The organism is Cetobacterium sp. NK01, assembly GCF_024506395.1.
Taxonomy (GTDB): Bacteria; Fusobacteriota; Fusobacteriia; order Fusobacteriales; family Fusobacteriaceae; genus Cetobacterium_A; species Cetobacterium_A somerae_A.
The window spans coordinates 1,651,635-1,669,230 of sequence record NZ_JANIBO010000001.1 but is presented as its reverse complement, the minus strand read 5'-3'; the positions used below and the strand labels follow the sequence as shown (position 1 = coordinate 1,669,230).

The window sequence follows — 17,596 nt, the reverse complement described above, 5'->3', positions numbered from 1 at the left end:
TTAAATGTTTCTACCTACTACAATGGAAGAGGTTAAAAAATTAGGTTGGGACTCTTTAGATATAATACTTATATCTGGGGATACCTATTTAGATACTTCTTATAACGGTACTGCTATTATTGGTAAATGGTTAGTTAAGCATGGTTTTAAAGTAGGAGTAATTGCTCAACCAGATATTAATTCTGATAAAGATATAACTAGATTAGGAACTCCCAATTTATATTGGGCAGTTTCTGCTGGTTGTGTAGATTCAATGGTTGCTAACTATACTGCTGTAAAAAAAAGAAGAAAAAGTGACGATTTTACTCCAGGTGGAATTAATAATAAAAGACCTGACAGAGCTACTATTCAGTATACAAATCTAATTCGTCGTTTCTTTAAAAATAGTCCTGTTCCCATTGTATTAGGGGGAATAGAGGCTAGTCTTAGAAGAGTCGTTCATTATGATTACTGGAGTAACTCATTAAGACGTCCGATTATTTTTGATGCTAAAGCTGACATTCTTTCATATGGTATGGGAGAGAAGTCTATGCTTGAATTAGCTAATGCATTAAAAAATAAAACAGATTGGAAAAATATTAGAGGTATAGGTTACATTTCTAAAGAACCTAAAGAAGGATATTTAGCTCTTCCAAGTTTTGAAGAATGTGTTGAAAAAAAAGAAAACTTTATAAAAGCTTTCGAACTTTTCTATCATAATTGTGATCCTATAACTGCTAAGGGAATTTATCAAAAAAATGCTGATAGATATTTTATTCAAAATCCTCCTTGTGAAAATTTTACTTCTCAAGAGATGGACGATATTTATGGGTTAGATTTTGAAAGAGATGTCCACCCTTATTATAAAAAAGATGGACATGTTAAAGCATTAGACACTATAAAACACTCTGTTACTACACATAGAGGATGTTATGGTGAATGTAATTTCTGCGCAATTGCTGTTCATCAAGGAAGAACAGTTATTTCTAGAAGTGAAGACTCTATAGTTAAAGAAGTTACAAATATAGCTAATTCAAAAGGATTTAAAGGAAATATATCGGATGTAGGTGGCCCTACAGCTAATATGTATGGTCTTGAATGTACTAAGAAATTAAATCATGGAGCTTGTTCTCACAAAAGATGTCTTTACCCTGAAACTTGCCCTGCTTTAAAACTTGATCATTCTAGACAAATTTCTCTTTTGAAAAAGTTAAAATCAATAGATAAAATTAAAAAAATATTTATTGCATCTGGAATTAGATATGATATGATTTTAGATGATAATAAATCTGGTGATAGATATCTTGAAGAACTTATCAAAGACCATATTTCAGGACAGATGAAAATTGCTCCTGAGCATACAGAGGATAAAATTCTTTCTCTTATGGGTAAACAAGGAAAAAGTATTTTAAAAGAATTTAAAAATCGTTTCTATGAACTTAATAAAAAACACGATAAGAAACAATTTTTAACTTACTATTTAATTGCTGCTCATCCTGGGTGTAACGAAAAAGATATGTTAGATTTAAAAAGATTCGCATCCTCTGAACTAAAAATAAGTCCAGAGCAGGTACAAATTTTTACTCCTACTCCATCAACTTATTCTACACTTATGTATTATACTGAAATGAATCCACTTAACAATAAAAAAATATTTGTTGAAAAGGATAACGGTAAAAAACAAAAACAAAAAGATATTATCACTCAAACAAATAAAACTAGGAGGTATTAAAATTGAAACCTATTGTTGCAATCGTTGGAAGACCAAATGTTGGAAAATCAACACTATTTAATAAATTGGTTGGAGATAGAGTAGCTATCGTTGATGACCAACCAGGAGTTACAAGAGATAGATTATATAGAGAAACTGAGTGGGCTGGAAAAGAGTTTGTTCTAGTTGATACTGGAGGACTTGAGCCTAGAAATAATGATTTTATGATGACTAAAATAAAACAGCAAGCTGAAGTTGCTATGAATGAGGCCGACGTTATTTTATTCGTTGTAGATGGAAAAAATGGTTTAAATCCATTAGACGAAGAGATTGCTTATCTTTTAAGAAAAAAGAAAAAACCTGTTATCCTTTGTGTTAATAAAATTGATAATTTCCAAGCTCAGCAAGATGATGTTTATGATTTCTGGGGATTAGGATTTGAGCATTTAATTCCTATTTCAGGAGAGCATAAAGTAAACCTTGGAGATATGTTAGATTTAGTTGTTAATATTATTGACCAAACAGTTGAAGAGTACGAAGAGGAGGAAGGTCTTAAATTAGCTATTATCGGTAGACCAAATGCTGGAAAATCATCTCTTGTTAATAGATTATCAGGAGAAGAAAGAACTATCGTTAGTAACATAGCTGGTACTACTAGAGATGCTATTGATACAGCTATTGAATTTGATGGCAACAGATATATCCTTATAGATACTGCTGGTATCAGAAGAAAATCTAAAGTTGAAGAAAGTTTAGAGTACTACTCTGTTTTAAGAGCTATCAAAACTATAAAAAGAGCTGATGTATGTATTTGGATGATTGATGGAAGTGAAGGACTTACTGAACAAGATAAGAGAATCGCTGGTATTGCTTATGAAGAAAAGAAACCAATTATTATTGTTATAAATAAATGGGATACTATTCCTGATAAGAAAAATGATACAATGAAAAAAATGAGAGAGGAACTTTATGCTGAATTACCATTCCTATCTTATGCTCCTATTGAATTTGTATCAGCTTTAACAGGACAAAGAACTACTAAATTACTAGAACACGCAGAAGCTGTGTTTGCTGAATACAATAAAAGAATCTCAACAGGATTACTAAATACAGTTATCAGCGAAGCTATAATTATGAATAATCCACCTACAAGAAAAGGAAGAGTTGTTAAGATTAATTATGCTACACAAATTTCTACTGCTCCTCCAAGATTTGTTCTTTTCTGTAATTATCCAGAGTTAGTTCACTTCTCTTATGGTAGATATATTGAGAACAAATTAAGAGAATCTTTTGGATTTGAAGGTACTCCTATTGACGTTATTTTTGAACATAAAAATAGCTAAGGTTTTAAAATGAAGAAGATTCTTATTGTTGAAGATGAAAAATCTCTTGCTACAGTTATTTCAGACTCATTAAAAAATGAGGGTTTTGAAACAGTTGTAACTTATAGAGGAGATGAAGCAATTGATTGCTTTTATAAAGAAAAACCAGATCTTATATTATTAGATATAAATCTCCCAGGCTTAAATGGTTGGGAGGTTTGTAAAAAATTAAAAACATTATCACATATTCCTATAATAATGGTTACTGCTAGAGATAGTGAATTTGATGAGATTAAAGGTCTTGAGCTAGGAGCCGATGACTATATTACAAAACCATTTACTCCTAAACTTCTTATTATTAAGTTAAAAAAAATTTTTAAACTTAATAACGATACATTTTTTAAAGTTGGAGATATTATATTTGATTTTAATACATTCAAATTAGATACTCCTGACGAAAGTAATATTCTTCCTCGAAGAGAGGCACAACTTTTAGAGTTTTTTTTAAGAAACCAAAATATTATATTTTCTCGTGAAACTTTACTTAATGAAGTTTGGGGATTTGAATTTTTTGGCGATGAAAGAGCAGTAGATACTATTGTTAAAAGATTACGAAAAAAACTCGGAATTTATGATAATTATATTAAAAGTGTACGAGGGGTTGGTTATGTCTTTAAAACAGATTAATTTTCCAATAAAACTAAACTTCTTTAAAAAACTATTCCTATTAACTATAGGGATAGTTTTTTTAACTATAATAACAAGTTTTATATTTAATTCATTTTTTTTAGATAAATTTTATATTTATCGAAAAAAGCAAAGCATTATTGAAATTAGAAATAATATTGTTAAATTAATGGATAATAAAGATGAACTTAAAAATTATATATATTTTGCAGAAGATAATTTTGGAGTAAAAATAGATTTAAATCTTCGACCCCATATGAACAGTACAAAAAAAATATATAATTCTTTAAAGATTAATGATTCTACATTTAAAATAGGAGAAATTGATGGCACTTCTGGAGTTATGTTTATTCGTTATTATGAAAAATTGAATAACGGTTATATGTTAAGTATTAGGAGTTCTATGGCAGTTATTGCAAAACATATCCATGATATTTTTATTTTTAATATTTTCACTGCTTTTTTCTCTTTATTTATTGGTGGACTTTTAGTATCCCTATTTTCTAAAAAAATAAATAAAAATATTATGTATTTAAAAAATAGTGCAAAAAAAATAGCAAAACTAGAATACCCTGATAAGATTTCATTAAATAGTGGTGATGAATTAGAAGAATTAGCTACTAGTTTAAATGAAATGTCTAAAGAATTAGCTTTTGCTATTGAAAATTTAAAACTTTTTGTTTCCAATGCTTCACATGAGTTGAAAACTCCAATATCAGTTTTATGTCTATATTCTCAAGCACTAGCTAGAGATACTGTTCCTATAGATAAAAGAAAAGAATATTATAAAACTATGCTAGATAAATCTTTAGAAATGAGATCTCTGACCGAAAGTTTATTAACTCTTTCTAAAATAAATTCTCCTGATTATAAAATATTATCTCAAGAAATTGATATAAGTAGTTTAATAGAAATATCTTTAGAACAGTTCGATTATATTGAATTTGAAAAAAATATTAATGTTGTAACAAATATTTCAACTTCATATATTTTAGGTGATTATAACTTACTTAAAATTGCTATAAATAATCTAGTTCAAAATATGTTAAAATATTCTCCTGAAGATTCTACAGTAGACATATCTTTAAAAAATAATCTACTTATTTTTAAAAACCTTACAACTAAAACAATTACAAAAAATTTCAACGAACTTTTCGAACCTTTTCAAAGAGGTGAAAATGCACTAAATGAAAATGTTGAAGGTAGTGGGTTAGGATTATCTTTAGTTAAAAGAATTCTTGAACTGCATAATCTACATTTTACTTTAGACATTAAAAATAATTATTTTATATTTAAAATTTTAATAAAAAAAACCGATTAGAAATCTAATCGGTTTTTGATTTGTTATAACATTTTTTCTGCTAATTTAACCTTAGTTAAAGCTTGAGTTAATGATTTTTGCACATTAGCAATATCAATATCTTCAGCTATTTTTTCTAATTTTTCTTTAGCAATTTGAGCTTCTCTTCTAGCAGCTTCTAAATCTATATCTTTAACATCCATAGCTTCATCTGCTAAAATTGTTACAATATTATCAGAGATTTCAACAAATCCACCTGATACATAGTAAAATTTTTCTTGCCCATTATTTCTAACCTTCATTTCTCCAGTAGCTAATCCAGCAACAAAAGGTGAGTGATTAGGTAATATACCCATATCTCCCTCTGTCGTTCTTAGCATAACAAAGTTTACCTCTTCAGATAATATCTTTGCTAACGGAGTTACTAGCTCTAGCTTAAAAGAGTTTGCCATAATTACTCAGCTCCCTTCATAAGGTCTCTTCCCTTAGCTATTGCCTCCTCAATTGTTCCAACATAAAGGAATGCTTGTTCTGGAAGAGCATCGTGCTTACCTTCGATAATCTCTTTGAAAGCTCTTATTGTCTCTTTTACTGGAACATATTTCCCTTCCATTCCTGTAAATTGCTCAGCAACTGAGAATGGTTGTGAGAAGAATCTCTCGATTTTTCTTGCTCTAGAAACTGTCTGTTTATCTTCGTCAGATAACTCATCCATTCCTAAGATTGCAATGATATCTTGAAGTTCTTTATATCTTTGTAATATCTCTTGAACCTGTCTAGCAACTGCATAGTGTTCGTTTCCAACTATTGTTGGATCTAACGCTTTTGAAGTTGAATCTAGAGGGTCAACTGCTGGATATATTCCTAGAGATGCAATTCTTCTTGAAAGAACTGTTGTAGCATCTAAGTGAGCGAATGTAGTCGCTGGTGCTGGGTCAGTAAGGTCATCTGCTGGTACATAAACTGCTTGAACTGACGTTATTGATCCTGACTTAGTTGATGTAATTCTCTCTTGTAATTTACCCATTTCTGAAGCTAGTGTTGGTTGGTATCCAACTGCTGAAGGTATTCTTCCTAATAGGGCAGAAACTTCTGCTCCAGCCTGAGTAAATCTGAATATGTTATCTATGAATAGAAGAACGTCTTGTCCCTCTTTATCTCTAAAGTTTTCCGCTACTGTTAGTCCAGTAAGAGCAACTCTTAATCTTGCTCCAGGCGGCTCATTCATCTGTCCATATACTAGAGATGTCTTAGAAATAACTCCTGATTCTGTCATCTCATCATACAAGTCTCTTCCTTCTCTTGTTCTTTCTCCAACACCTGCGAATACAGACAATCCTCCGTGTCCTTTAGCGATGTTGTTGATAAGCTCCATTATAAGAACTGTCTTTCCTACTCCAGCTCCTCCAAATAGACCTATTTTTCCACCTTTGATATAAGGTGCAAGAAGGTCAATTACCTTAATTCCAGTTTCGAATATTTCTACTTCTGTTCCTTGCTCATCAAAGTTTGGAGCTTCTCTATGTATAGGTAAATGCTCCTCTGTTGTTACTGGTCCAGCTTCGTCAACTGGCTCTCCTAAAACATTTAGAATTCTTCCTAAAACAGCTTTTCCTACTGGAACTGTTATAGCTGATCCTGTATCTATTACTTCCATTCCTCTTTGTAGACCCTCAGTAGCGTCCATTGCTACTGTTCTTACAACGTTATTTCCTAGGTGTTGTTGAACCTCAAGAACTAACTCTTTTCCATCTTCACCTTTTACTTTTAAAGCGTTGTAAATTTCAGGCAATCTATCATTGAACATAACGTCTACAACAGGACCTATTATTTGGGTAAGGGTACCTTTGTTTTCCACTATTGCCTCCTCATTATTCTTAATTTAACGCTGCTGCTCCACCAACAATCTCTGATATTTCTTGAGTTATTGATGCTTGTCTTCTTCTATTATACTCTAAAGTTAATCCCTTTATCATATCTTCAGCGTTATCCGTTGCACTTTTCATTGCATTTTTTCTCGCAGAATGCTCACTTGCAGTATTATCTAGTAAAGCTTTATATAATTCTATATTTAGATACTTTGGTAATAGAGATGATAAAATCTCTTCTGGAGAAGGCTCAAATATATAAGCTTTATTCTCACTTCCCTCAGCTCTTTCTATAGGAATTAATTTACTTACTGTTAGATCACTTACTAAAGCTGATATAAATTTATTATATATTACATATACCTCATCAAAAATGTGATTATAGTAATATTCAACAATATTTTCACTAATCTCTTTCGCTTTGTCATACATAGTTTCAGGGATAAGTTGTATATATTCAGCTTTTACATCGTAATTTCTCTTAGCACAGTATTCTTTAGCTTTCTTTCCAACTGCGATTACAGAGACCTCTTTTCCACTATTTTCAGCAATTAATCTCTCTAATGCTTTAAGAGTGTTACTGTTAAAACTTCCTGCTAGTCCTCTATCAGAACACATAACAATAACTCCTACTTTTTTTACATCATCTCTTCCATCAAAAAGTGGGTGTTTTTCACTTTTAACACCTGCTGCAATATTTTGTAATATTTTAGCTATACTTTCTGAATAAGGTTTTGATTGAGCTACTATTGTTGAAAACTTTTTAAATTTAGTAGTGGAAACTATTTCCATGGCCTTTGTAATTTGGTGAGTAGACTGAACACTTTTTATTCTGTTTTTTATCTCTCTAGTTCCAGCCATTTTCCCACCTCTCTTTAATTAAAATTCTTTTTAAATGCTAATATAGCTTCTACTATTTTAGCTTCAAGCTCCTTATCTAAGCTCTTTTTCTCAACGATTTCATCTAAAATAGTTGTTGTATTTCTCATTTCAGTAATTAACTCTTTTTCAAATCTTCTTACATCTGCAATAGCAATATCATCTAAGAATCCATTGATTACAGTATAGAATGATACAACTTGCTCTTCAACTGGGTAAGGACTATATTGTGGCTGTTTTAAAACTTCCATAATTCTATGTCCTCTTTCTAGTTGAGCTTTTGTAGCTTTATCTAAATCTGATCCAAATTGTGCAAATGTTAATAACTCAGTATATTGAGCTAATTCTAACTTAACTTTAGCAGCAACTTGTTTCATAGCTTTAATTTGTGCAGATCCTCCAACTCTTGATACAGATATTCCGGCATTGATTGCTGGTCTAAATCCAGAGTTGAATAGTTGTGCATCAAGGAATATCTGTCCATCTGTTATCGAAATAACATTTGTTGGGATATACGCTGATACGTCTCCTGCTTGAGTCTCGATTATTGGTAGAGCAGTTATTGATCCTCCACCTAATTCATCAGATAACTTTGCAGCTCTCTCAAGTAATCTTGAGTGAAGATAGAATACGTCTCCTGGATAAGCTTCTCTTCCAGGTGGTCTTTTTAATAATAGAGACATTTCTCTATATGCTACCGCATGCTTAGATAAATCATCATATACTATTAAAACTGCTTCTCCTTTATCCATGAAGTATTCTCCCATAGATACACCTGAGTATGGTGCTAAATATTGTAAAGGAGCTGACTCAGAAGCTGTTGCAGCAACAACTATTGTATATTCCATAGCTCCTGCATCTTCTAATCTCTTAACGATCTGTGCAACTGTTGATCTCTTTTGTCCAATTGCAACATAGATACATTTTACTCCTGTATTTTTTTGATTTAATATTGCGTCAATAGCAACTGCTGTTTTACCAGTTTGTCTATCTCCGATAATAAGCTCTCTTTGTCCTCTACCAATAGGTACCATTCCGTCTATTGACTTGATTCCTGTTTGTAAAGGCTCAGATACTGGTTTTCTTGAGATAATACCAGAAGCTTTTCTTTCTATCTCCATGTATTTCTCAAACTTGATTTCACCTTTTCCATCAATTGGCTCTCCTAAAGCGTTAACTACTCTTCCTAATAAAGATTCTCCAGCTGGAACTGAGGCAATTCTTCCTGTAGCCTTAACCTCGTCTCCCTCTTTAATCTTTGTATAGTCCCCTAGTATAACTGCTCCAACGTTATCCTCTTCTAGGTTTAGAACCATTCCTGTTATTCCGTTAGGAAACTCTAAAAGCTCTCCCGCTTTTGCACTGCTTAATCCGTAGATTCTAGCGATACCGTCTCCTACTTCTAATACAGAACCTGAAGTTTTGACATCAAGACTCTTTTTGTAATTCTCGATCTCAGTTTTGATTATATTACTTACTTCTTCTGGTCTGATTTTCAACTGATTACACCTCCTAATTTTACAAGTAGTTTTTTATTTCTGTGTTAGAGTTTCTAATTGTCTACGGATACTTCCATCCGTTACCTCATCACCTATTTTGATAATTCCTCCACCTATTAGAGATTTATCTACATTAACTACTAGCTTTATCTTTTTACCTGTTTTCTTTTCAAGATTTTTAGAAAGTTTCTCTTTTTGCTCTTCACTTAGTGCAACAGCAAATGTAGCTTCCACATCTAAAATCTGATTTTTTGCATAATCTAACTTAACATATTCTGCTACGATCTCTCTAATTTGTGCAATTCTTCCTTTTTCTAAAATATAAAAAAGAATTTCTATTCCATCATTAGAATCTGAGAAAATTTTCTTTAAAGTTTCTTTTTTTTCACTCTCTTTAATTAGAGGATGAGTTATAAAGTTTCTAAAGTCAACATCTGTTTTATAAAGCTCCATTGTAGAGTTTAAAACGTCATATATTGATTTAACTTCATTTCTTTGCGCAGCAACTTCATATATTGCTTCTGCATATCTTTTACCAATTTGGTTTCCTATCATTTTACTCCCCCTACCTCATCTATAAATTTGTCAGCTAGGGCAGCTTCTAAATCAGAGTTTAAATTCTCTTTTATTATCTTCTCAGCTAATGTTACTGCTAATTGGTTCATTTCAACCTCAAGCTCTTTCTTAGCTGCATGTTTCATCTTTTGAATTTCTAGCTCTGCTGATTTAAGCATTTTGTCTCTTTGTACTGTTGCTTCAGAAATGATTATTTCTTTTCTTTCATCAGCTTTTTTCTCTGCTAATTGAACTATTTTTGTAGCTTCATCTTTAGCATCTTTTAATATTTTTTGAGCTTCTTTATTTTTTAATGCAGCATCCTCATTATTCTTTTGAGCTTCTGAGAATTCAGCTGCAATCTTCTCTTTTCTTGTATCCATTAACTTCATTAATGGAGCTTTAAAGTATTTATTAAATATAAACACTAAAATGAAGAAGTTTATTATTTGCCAAAACATGTTAATATCTATCGATACTGCAGGCATATTTGTTGGTGCCAAGTCTTCTACCTCCTTCCTAAAAGTATTTGATGTATTTTACAAAAAAATTATCCTAACATTCCTACGAATGGGTTAGCATATAATAAGATTAGTGCAATTACTAATGAATAGATACCTGTTGACTCAGATACTGCTTGTCCAAGTACCATTGTAGAAATGATATCTCCTTTAGCTTCTGGTTGTCTAGCTACTGCCTCAACTGCTTTACCAGCTGCGTATCCTTGTCCAACTCCTGGTCCTATACCTGCGATCATTCCACATCCTGCTCCTATTGCTGATGCTGCTAATACTATAGTTTTTGCTAACATTAAATCCATAATCATTTACCTCCTAGTTATTTTAAAATTTAATCTTGTTAGTTTTTATTTATCATCGGGACATTCTGCATCCCCTAATGAACCTTGAATATATACCATACTTAGCATTAAGAATACAAAACTTTGTACTACTCCACTAAATATATCAAAATAAAGATGTAACGGTGCTGGAATAACCATAGGTGCTGCTTTATAAATAAGCCCCATTATTACCATTCCGGCAAACATATTTCCAAACAAACGTATAGAAATATTTGTTGGCTTCGCTAATTCTCCAACTATATTAATAGGTAGCATAAATGGCATAGGCTCTAGTAATCCTTTGAAATATCCTAGTATACCATTTAATTTGATGCTTGTTCCTAAGAATGTAGCTGTAGTTAATAATGCTAATCCAACTGTTGTATTAAGATCTGCTGTTGGAGCTCTAAATGCAGGTGCTATAGTAAACACTCCATTTTCGAAGCTTCCCCAAGGAATTGGTGCAAACATAAGTAAGTTACATCCTAGTATGAATACAAATAATGTAGCTAGATATGTGAAATACCTTGCTGTCCATCCTCCTAACATTTGATGAATAATACCATGTAGAAAATCGTAAACTGATTCAGCTGCAACTTGTGCTCTTCCTGGAATCATCTCTAATTTTTTTGTTCCCATTTTAAATAGAAGTGTTAACACTAATATTACGAACCATGTACTTATTACAGTTATTGTAACTGGTAATCCAAATTTTCCATCAGCATATTCCATAGAAAATGGAATTTGATGTAAAAAATGTGGTAATGGTACATAAAACATTACTGCAGGTCCCTCTACCAATGGTGGGGTAATAAACTCTATTGGTCCTATTCTCATAAGTTTCGCCTCCTTTCAATAGTTTATTTTAAATACTTAGATTTAAACTTTTTTATATTGTTAAATAAAGTTATAGCTAAAATATTAATTTTAATATTTAGTAATCCTATAACTCCACTAACTAACATTGGAAAACCATAAAATTTTGTAGCCAGTGCTAAAAATATACCGTATAAAAAATATCTTTTTAAATATCCTATTACTCCAACTTTAAATGGAGAGTTCGAAGCTAAACTTGCTTTTGCGTCAAGACATATCATATAAAACCCAACTACTGATAAAATTGCTCCTGAAAACATTCCCATATAAACATATTTGTTTCCTGATAACACTCCGTATATTAAAACTACTAATGCGGTTATAATTCCACGTTTTATTATTTTTTTCAACTCATCCATATATCACTCAATCCTATTTTTTCATTATCAATTTATAAGCGTTATAAAATGCACTAAATACACCTACTATAACGAAAAAAATAAATAATGGTGTGCTTTTAAAAAAATATTTTTCTATTAATTTGTAGATCAAAATAAAAATCCCTATATTTCCAATTATTACAAACCCTAGAAATCCTAATAGTGAAAAATAATGCATAAAATCTTTATTAAAAAATATCATAAATTTTCACTTCCTTAGAGAGTAGTTATTTTTTTACCATGTAAAAAAATCTTTCCCCTGCTATTCTATCATTTTTACCAATACTTAACAAGTTTAAATTATTTTTTTCAACAATTTTTCTAATTTCGAACTCTTCAAATATTCTCTTTTCATATAGTTCTTTTAATTTTTCATAATGACCTGCTCTATTTTTAACAAAGTATACGGCTTCAACAATATCTAGCTCATTTTCCCTAAAATGTTCCCAAATAATAGTCATATCCTTTCTATCATCATAATATACTCCTCCAGGAAACATATTATCTATAAACTCTCTATTTATTACATCAAATATATATATTCCTCCTGGATTCAAAGATGAGTATATGCACTTCATTAAATCATCTAAATCTTCTAATGAAGTTAAATGGTTCACTGTATCAAAAAGTGACACTATTATGTCATAGTTTTCACCTGTATTAAACTCTCTCATATCCCCTAAATACAGCTTCACATTCTTATTTTTTAGTTTTTTATTAGCTATTGTTAACATATCTGCTGATAAATCTAATCCCGAGCAATCAAAATCATCTTTCAATCTTAAAAGAGTTTCTCCTGTACCACAACCTAAATCTAATAACTTTTTCCCTTCTACTCCCGACTCTTTTATCTTTTCTTTAACTAAATCAGCCCATTGATCATAATCACAATGTTGCATAAATTTATCATAAACTTTTGAAAAATTTTTATAATACATCATATCTCCTAAACTAATTCTTTTTCAACAACTGCAGCAATCTCTTTTGCCACTCTATCAACTGTTTCCATCTCTTTTCCTTCAACCATTACTCTTACTATTGGTTCTGTTCCTGATGTTCTTACTAGCACTCTACCTAATCCTGCCATTTCTTTTTCTTTTTCTTCTATATATTTAACAATTACTTCATTTTTATTCCATAGATTTTTTTTACTATTATCTACTCTTACATTTATTAATAATTGAGGCCAATCTACAATCTCATTAACTAATTCATCTAATGATTTTCCTGAGTCTCTTATTGCCTCTACCAATTTAACTGATGTTAGTACTCCATCTCCTGTAGTTCCAAAGTCTGATAATATTATATGCCCTGATTGTTCTCCACCTATATTTACATTAAGCTCTTTCATTTTTTCAAGAACATATCTATCTCCTACATTAGCTCTTATTAAGTTTACACCTTTATTTAATAAATAATTTTCAAATCCCATGTTACTCATTACTGTTGTTACAACTTGATTCCTTTTTAATTCTCCTCTATTTTTCATTCCTAAAGCTAGTACAGCAATAATCTTATCTCCATCTATTATATTTCCATTTTTATCCACTGCTATTAATCTATCTGCGTCTCCATCATATGCTAATCCTAAGTCCGCTTCATAGCCCATAACTACTTTAGATAATATCTCTGGATGTGTCGATCCACATCTTACATTTATATTTTTACCGTTTGGAGCATCATTTATTATTACTATCTCTGCTCCTAAAGCTAAAAATACTTCTTTTGCTACTCTATATGCTGATCCATTAGCTGCATCTAATATGATTTTCATTCCTGAAAAATCACCTTTTACTGTTGAAATTACATGATCTCTATATAAGTAATACTCATCCTCTGCGTATGTAAATCTTCCTACTTCATCTCCCGCTATAGGATCTTTTGTTATTTCTTCTACATTATCCATCAATGCTTCTATTTGTAATTCTACTTCATCAGGAAGTTTGTACCCATCTTCCCAAAATATTTTTATTCCGTTGTCTTTTGCTGGATTATGAGAAGCTGATATCATTATTCCTGCTTTTGCCGTACTTTTCTCTGTTAAATAAGCAACTCCTGGAGTTGGAATAACTCCTACAAAATCTATATTTATTCCCATAGAGTTTAAACCTGCTGTTAATGCTGATCTTAACATATATCCTGATCTTCTTGTATCAGATCCCATTATTACTCTTATTCTTTTCTTATCTGGATACTGTTTTTTTAGCGTATATCCCAATGCATATCCTAATTTTAATGCCAACTCTACTGTTAACTCTTTATTAGCTTCTCCTCTTATTCCATCTGTTCCAAAATATTTTCTCATTTTAATCATCTCTCCCTTCTAAGTTGTAATTTTTCACATATGTACCCTGTTATAATTCCTGAAATACATCCCATAAATAAAAATCCCCAAATAAATATAAATATTGATTTACTCATTATACTAATGCTTCTAAAAAGCAAAAAATAAACAACTATTAACTGTGTCAAATTATGCACAAAAGCACCACTTATACAAATAGCTATCAAAGATAGATTTTTTCGATATTTAAATAATAAAATGGTCAAGAGGGTACTAGCCCCTCCTGAAGTTAAACTTATTATAAAACTTGGTGAAAAAAGAGTTCCCAACATCATTCCTTGAATAAAAATTCTAAGTAATAAAATCTCTATTGCCATTTTATCATCGAACTTTTCTAAAGCTATAATTGTTGCAATATTTGCTAATCCTAACTTCATCCAAGGAAAAGGTTTTGGTACTAACGTTTCTATCAATGATAAGTAAAGAGCTAATAACACAAAAGCTGTCAAATATCTCCTTCTTTTATCTGTCATATTACACCTTTAAGTCTGTATCCATTCCTAATAATTCTTTATTTTTTTCAAGAATAGGATTTACTTCAGAGTTTAAGAAATCCACTACCTGTTCTGGTGCAAATCCAATAAAGTTTTTAGGGTCTAAAATTTCCATTAATTTTTCTCTATCTATATCAAAAGATGAATCATTTAAAATTCTTTCTATTAAATCATTTTCAAGACCTTCAACTTTAACTTGTTTTCCAGCTTCCATTGAGTGAACTCTTATTAACTCATGAAGTTCTTGTCTATCTCCACCTTTTTTTACTCCTTCCATTATTATGTATTCTGTAGACATAAATGGAAGTTCTGCCATTATATGCTTTTCTATCATTTTAGGATATACAACTAATCCTTCTAATATATTTTTCCAAATAATAAGAATTGCATCAATAGCTAAAAATGCTTGAGGTAAAGCTAATCTTTTATTTGCTGAATCATCAAGTGTTCTTTCAAACCATTGTGTTGAAGCAGTCATTGCTGTACTTTGTTGTAAAGCTATTACAAACTTTGCTAAGGAAGAGATTCTTTCACTTCTCATTGGATTTCTTTTATATGCCATTGCAGATGATCCAATTTGATTTTTTTCAAATGGTTCCTCTATCTCTTTTAAATGCTGTAATAGTCTTAAATCATTTGTAAATTTATGAGCTGATTGTGCAATATTTCCTAATAGATTAGATACTTCTGAATCTATTTTTCTATCATAAGTTTGTCCTGTAACTAAAAATCTCTTATTGAATCCCATTTTTTCTGCTACTTTTTCATCTAATTCTTTTACTTTTTGATAATCTCCATTAAATAACTCTTGGAAAGATGCTTGAGTTCCAGTTGTTCCTTTAACTCCTCTAAATCTAAGTGTATCCTGTCTAAATTCTAACTCTTCTAAATCTAAAACTAAACTTTGTAACCAAAGAGTTGCTCTTTTACCAACAGTTGTCAATTGAGCTGCTTGAAAATGTGTAAATCCCAATGTAGGTAAATCTTTATATTCATAAGAAAATTTAGCTAATCCATCCATTACATTTATTATTTTTTTCTTTAATACATTTAAAGCTTCTTTTATTTGTATTAAATCTGTATTATCTCCAACATAAGCACTTGTTGCTCCTAAGTGAATTATAGGCATAGCTTTTGGCGCCGCTGTTCCAAATGTATGTACATGAGCCATTACATCATGTCTAAATTTCTTCTCCATCTCATTTGCTAGTTCATAATCAATATTATTTATATTAGCTTTCATTTCTGCTAATTGTTCATCTGATATATCAAGACCTAGTTCTTTTTCAGTTTCAGCCAATACATACCATAATTTTCTCCAAGTTGAAAATTTAAATTTTGGTGAAAATATTTCTAGCATTTCCTTCGAGCTATATCTTTCTGCTAAAGGATTCGAATAAATTTCTTTGTTCATTATAAGTTTTCCTCCTAAATATATATTAATTTCTTTCTAGCGACATTAAAATTGCGGTTTCTCCATTTGAGTAATAATTTTTTCTTTTTCCTATATTTACAAATCCTAATTTCTCGTAAAATTTTCTTGCTATTTCATTAGTTTCTCTAACTTCTAAAAGTAAATTCTTATTAAACTCTTCTAAGTAAAAATTTATTAGTTCTTGTCCAATTTTTCTATTTCTAAAATTAGTTGTTACAGCAATTTTCATTATTTCATAAACATCATATGAATCATGTAAAATTAGATATCCCTTTACATCTTCATCATAAACTATTATTGAGTATTCTTTTTTTAAACTCATCTCTTGTAAAGTTATAATAGAGTAATAGCTCTCTGGAAATATCTCTTTTTCTAGAAATGATATTTTTTCTAATATTTCTTTATTAGTATTGTCAATTTTTATAATCATATGTTATTTCAATATCCCTATTCTATTAAGTGGCCAGAATCTAACAAGAGCCTTTCCTTTTATCCTGCTATCTTTTACAAATCCCCACATTCTAGAGTCATAACTTCCGTTTGTATTATCTCCTAAAGCTAAATAATAATCCTCATCTAAAGTTTTTGTTACAGTTTCTCCTTTTAAAAGTTTATTTAAAACTTCTTGATCATGTATAAAATCTAAAATCATTCCTGTTGGTACACCATTTACTAGAAATTTTACATCTGGTAATAACTGTGAAACATAAGCTCCATTTTCTTTCAATAAATTTTGAACTTTTGCTACATCAATATTTTCTTTCTCAAAAGTTTCATTATAATTTTGACCTGGAATAATTGTTATAACATCACCTTTTTTAGGAACAGTCCACTCGTTATAACTTAATTCACCTAAAGGAGTATATTCTCTATCTGATATTTTCTTTCCATTTATAAATAATTTATCATATTTTATTTGAACTTTTTCTCCTGGTAATCCCATTAACCTTTTAGTGTATAAAACTTTATCTTCTATCGGCTCTTTAAATACAATTATGTCCTCTCTTTCAGGAGCTTTAAAATTATACACTACCATATTTCCAAACAATCTATCTTTTGGAATGATTGTTGGTATCATTGAACCTGTCGGTACTAAAAAATTTCCTATATAAAATTTTTGAATAATTAATACTAAAATTAAAGCGCTTCCTAAGCTCTCTATTAATTTAATTGTTTTTCTTAGAATTTTTTCTGATGTTTTACCATTTAATTTAAATTTATTAACAAGATAATCTTCAAATATTGTTCTTTTTTTGTCTATTTTAGCAACTATTTTCTTTTCTTTAACAAATATGTATATAAAAAAAGCTGTTAAAATTACATAAAATATTGTATTTAGAATTAAATTTTCTCTACTCATAAACCCACTCCTCTAGTCAATTTATATATATTTTAACACAAAAAAAAGAAAAAAGCTAAGGAATTG

At 30.3% G+C, this 17,596-nt stretch carries 20 protein-coding genes; 4 read left to right on the top strand and 16 right to left on the bottom strand.

Features of this window, described 5'->3' with window-relative positions:
- Nucleotides 1-4 precede the first annotated feature (4 nt).
- From NON08_RS08070 to NON08_RS08055, 4 genes are read left to right on the top strand one after another with little or no spacing between them, the layout of a single operon-like run.
- Nucleotides 5-1,711, top strand: a complete 1,707-nt coding sequence (locus NON08_RS08070; RefSeq protein ID WP_256690948.1) for a YgiQ family radical SAM protein — start codon at nucleotides 5-7, stop codon at nucleotides 1,709-1,711.
- Between the two features lie 2 nt (nucleotides 1,712-1,713).
- Entirely contained in the window at nucleotides 1,714-3,033 is a 1,320-nt protein-coding gene (gene der, locus NON08_RS08065; protein ID WP_256690947.1) for a ribosome biogenesis GTPase Der, read from the top strand.
- Nucleotides 3,034-3,042: 9 nt separating this feature from the next.
- The gene (locus NON08_RS08060; protein WP_256690946.1) at nucleotides 3,043-3,699 is read left to right on the top strand and encodes a response regulator transcription factor; all 657 of its coding nucleotides are present in this window, start codon (nucleotides 3,043-3,045) and stop codon (nucleotides 3,697-3,699) included.
- Nucleotides 3,680-5,020 (top strand): sensor histidine kinase, encoded by a 1,341-nt coding sequence (locus NON08_RS08055; RefSeq protein WP_256690945.1) that lies wholly within the window; start codon nucleotides 3,680-3,682, stop codon nucleotides 5,018-5,020. Before NON08_RS08060 ends, NON08_RS08055 begins: the two co-directional genes overlap by 20 nt.
- A gap of 23 nt (nucleotides 5,021-5,043) precedes the next feature.
- On the opposite strand, the gene NON08_RS08050 is transcribed toward NON08_RS08055, so the two are convergent.
- Genes NON08_RS08050 through lepB form a run of 16 tightly spaced genes read right to left on the bottom strand, consistent with a single transcriptional unit; the run spans nucleotide 5,044 to nucleotide 17,530 of the window.
- Nucleotides 5,044-5,451 carry a F0F1 ATP synthase subunit epsilon gene (locus NON08_RS08050; protein WP_256690944.1) on the bottom strand — a complete coding sequence of 136 codons (408 nt, stop codon included), beginning with the start codon at nucleotides 5,449-5,451 and terminating at the stop codon, nucleotides 5,044-5,046.
- 2 nt (nucleotides 5,452-5,453) lie between these two features.
- Nucleotides 5,454-6,857, bottom strand: coding sequence for a F0F1 ATP synthase subunit beta (gene atpD, locus NON08_RS08045; protein WP_256690943.1), 1,404 nt, complete (start codon nucleotides 6,855-6,857; stop codon nucleotides 5,454-5,456).
- 19 nt (nucleotides 6,858-6,876) lie between these two features.
- The gene (atpG, locus tag NON08_RS08040) at nucleotides 6,877-7,728 is read right to left on the bottom strand and encodes an ATP synthase F1 subunit gamma (protein WP_256690942.1); all 852 of its coding nucleotides are present in this window, start codon (nucleotides 7,726-7,728) and stop codon (nucleotides 6,877-6,879) included.
- A gap of 14 nt (nucleotides 7,729-7,742) precedes the next feature.
- On the bottom strand, nucleotides 7,743-9,245 hold the full coding sequence (gene atpA, locus NON08_RS08035) for a F0F1 ATP synthase subunit alpha (RefSeq protein WP_256690941.1): 1,503 nt from the start codon (nucleotides 9,243-9,245) through the stop codon (nucleotides 7,743-7,745).
- 33 nt (nucleotides 9,246-9,278) lie between these two features.
- Nucleotides 9,279-9,800, bottom strand: coding sequence for an ATP synthase F1 subunit delta (gene atpH, locus NON08_RS08030; protein ID WP_256690940.1), 522 nt, complete (start codon nucleotides 9,798-9,800; stop codon nucleotides 9,279-9,281).
- Nucleotides 9,797-10,303 carry a F0F1 ATP synthase subunit B gene (gene atpF, locus NON08_RS08025; RefSeq protein ID WP_051364176.1) on the bottom strand — a complete coding sequence of 169 codons (507 nt, stop codon included), beginning with the start codon at nucleotides 10,301-10,303 and terminating at the stop codon, nucleotides 9,797-9,799. Before atpF ends, atpH begins: the two co-directional genes overlap by 4 nt.
- Before the next feature lie 47 nt (nucleotides 10,304-10,350).
- On the bottom strand, nucleotides 10,351-10,620 hold the full coding sequence (gene atpE / locus NON08_RS08020; RefSeq protein WP_185874994.1) for an ATP synthase F0 subunit C: 270 nt from the start codon (nucleotides 10,618-10,620) through the stop codon (nucleotides 10,351-10,353).
- Nucleotides 10,621-10,665: 45 nt separating this feature from the next.
- Nucleotides 10,666-11,478 (bottom strand): F0F1 ATP synthase subunit A, encoded by an 813-nt coding sequence (gene atpB, locus NON08_RS08015; protein WP_256690939.1) that lies wholly within the window; start codon nucleotides 11,476-11,478, stop codon nucleotides 10,666-10,668.
- Nucleotides 11,479-11,501: 23 nt separating this feature from the next.
- Nucleotides 11,502-11,876 carry an ATP synthase subunit I gene (locus NON08_RS08010; protein ID WP_256690938.1) on the bottom strand — a complete coding sequence of 125 codons (375 nt, stop codon included), beginning with the start codon at nucleotides 11,874-11,876 and terminating at the stop codon, nucleotides 11,502-11,504.
- A 13-nt stretch (nucleotides 11,877-11,889) separates the two neighbouring features.
- A complete protein-coding gene (locus NON08_RS08005; protein ID WP_256691240.1) occupies nucleotides 11,890-12,075 on the bottom strand; it encodes an AtpZ/AtpI family protein in 186 nt (61 codons plus the stop codon).
- Nucleotides 12,076-12,124: 49 nt separating this feature from the next.
- The gene (locus NON08_RS08000) at nucleotides 12,125-12,835 is read right to left on the bottom strand and encodes a class I SAM-dependent DNA methyltransferase (RefSeq protein ID WP_256690937.1); all 711 of its coding nucleotides are present in this window, start codon (nucleotides 12,833-12,835) and stop codon (nucleotides 12,125-12,127) included.
- Between the two features lie 8 nt (nucleotides 12,836-12,843).
- The gene (gene glmM / locus NON08_RS07995) at nucleotides 12,844-14,202 is read right to left on the bottom strand and encodes a phosphoglucosamine mutase (RefSeq protein WP_256690936.1); all 1,359 of its coding nucleotides are present in this window, start codon (nucleotides 14,200-14,202) and stop codon (nucleotides 12,844-12,846) included.
- Between the two features lie 5 nt (nucleotides 14,203-14,207).
- Entirely contained in the window at nucleotides 14,208-14,714 is a 507-nt protein-coding gene (locus NON08_RS07990) for a Gx transporter family protein (RefSeq protein ID WP_256690935.1), read from the bottom strand.
- Between the two features lies 1 nt (nucleotide 14,715).
- Complete coding sequence (gene purB, locus NON08_RS07985; RefSeq protein ID WP_256690934.1) at nucleotides 14,716-16,149, bottom strand: adenylosuccinate lyase; 1,434 nt, start codon at nucleotides 16,147-16,149, stop codon at nucleotides 14,716-14,718.
- A gap of 25 nt (nucleotides 16,150-16,174) precedes the next feature.
- The gene (locus NON08_RS07980) at nucleotides 16,175-16,600 is read right to left on the bottom strand and encodes a GNAT family N-acetyltransferase (protein ID WP_256690932.1); all 426 of its coding nucleotides are present in this window, start codon (nucleotides 16,598-16,600) and stop codon (nucleotides 16,175-16,177) included.
- 3 nt (nucleotides 16,601-16,603) lie between these two features.
- Nucleotides 16,604-17,530, bottom strand: coding sequence for a signal peptidase I (lepB, locus tag NON08_RS07975; RefSeq protein ID WP_256690930.1), 927 nt, complete (start codon nucleotides 17,528-17,530; stop codon nucleotides 16,604-16,606).
- Nucleotides 17,531-17,596: the final 66 nt, after the last annotated feature.

Bases quoted from the DNA above. Each gene is read 5' to 3' on its own strand.
- NON08_RS08070 (WP_256690948.1), top strand. From the start codon at position 5: ATGTTTCTACCTACTACAATGGAAGAGGTTAAAAAATTAGGTTGGGAC.
- NON08_RS08060 (WP_256690946.1), top strand. From the start codon at position 3,043: ATGAAGAAGATTCTTATTGTTGAAGATGAAAAATCTCTTGCTACAGTT.
- NON08_RS08055 (WP_256690945.1), top strand. From the start codon at position 3,680: ATGTCTTTAAAACAGATTAATTTTCCAATAAAACTAAACTTCTTTAAA.
- NON08_RS08050 (WP_256690944.1), bottom strand. From the start codon at position 5,451: ATGGCAAACTCTTTTAAGCTAGAGCTAGTAACTCCGTTAGCAAAGATA.
- atpG (WP_256690942.1), bottom strand. From the start codon at position 7,728: ATGGCTGGAACTAGAGAGATAAAAAACAGAATAAAAAGTGTTCAGTCT.
- atpH (WP_256690940.1), bottom strand. From the start codon at position 9,800: ATGATAGGAAACCAAATTGGTAAAAGATATGCAGAAGCAATATATGAA.
- atpE (WP_185874994.1), bottom strand. From the start codon at position 10,620: ATGGATTTAATGTTAGCAAAAACTATAGTATTAGCAGCATCAGCAATA.
- atpB (WP_256690939.1), bottom strand. From the start codon at position 11,478: ATGAGAATAGGACCAATAGAGTTTATTACCCCACCATTGGTAGAGGGA.
- NON08_RS08010 (WP_256690938.1), bottom strand. From the start codon at position 11,876: ATGGATGAGTTGAAAAAAATAATAAAACGTGGAATTATAACCGCATTA.
- NON08_RS08005 (WP_256691240.1), bottom strand. From the start codon at position 12,075: ATGCATTATTTTTCACTATTAGGATTTCTAGGGTTTGTAATAATTGGA.
- NON08_RS08000 (WP_256690937.1), bottom strand. From the start codon at position 12,835: ATGTATTATAAAAATTTTTCAAAAGTTTATGATAAATTTATGCAACAT.
- glmM (WP_256690936.1), bottom strand. From the start codon at position 14,202: ATGAGAAAATATTTTGGAACAGATGGAATAAGAGGAGAAGCTAATAAA.
- NON08_RS07990 (WP_256690935.1), bottom strand. From the start codon at position 14,714: ATGACAGATAAAAGAAGGAGATATTTGACAGCTTTTGTGTTATTAGCT.
- purB (WP_256690934.1), bottom strand. From the start codon at position 16,149: ATGAACAAAGAAATTTATTCGAATCCTTTAGCAGAAAGATATAGCTCG.
- NON08_RS07980 (WP_256690932.1), bottom strand. From the start codon at position 16,600: ATGATTATAAAAATTGACAATACTAATAAAGAAATATTAGAAAAAATA.
- lepB (WP_256690930.1), bottom strand. From the start codon at position 17,530: ATGAGTAGAGAAAATTTAATTCTAAATACAATATTTTATGTAATTTTA.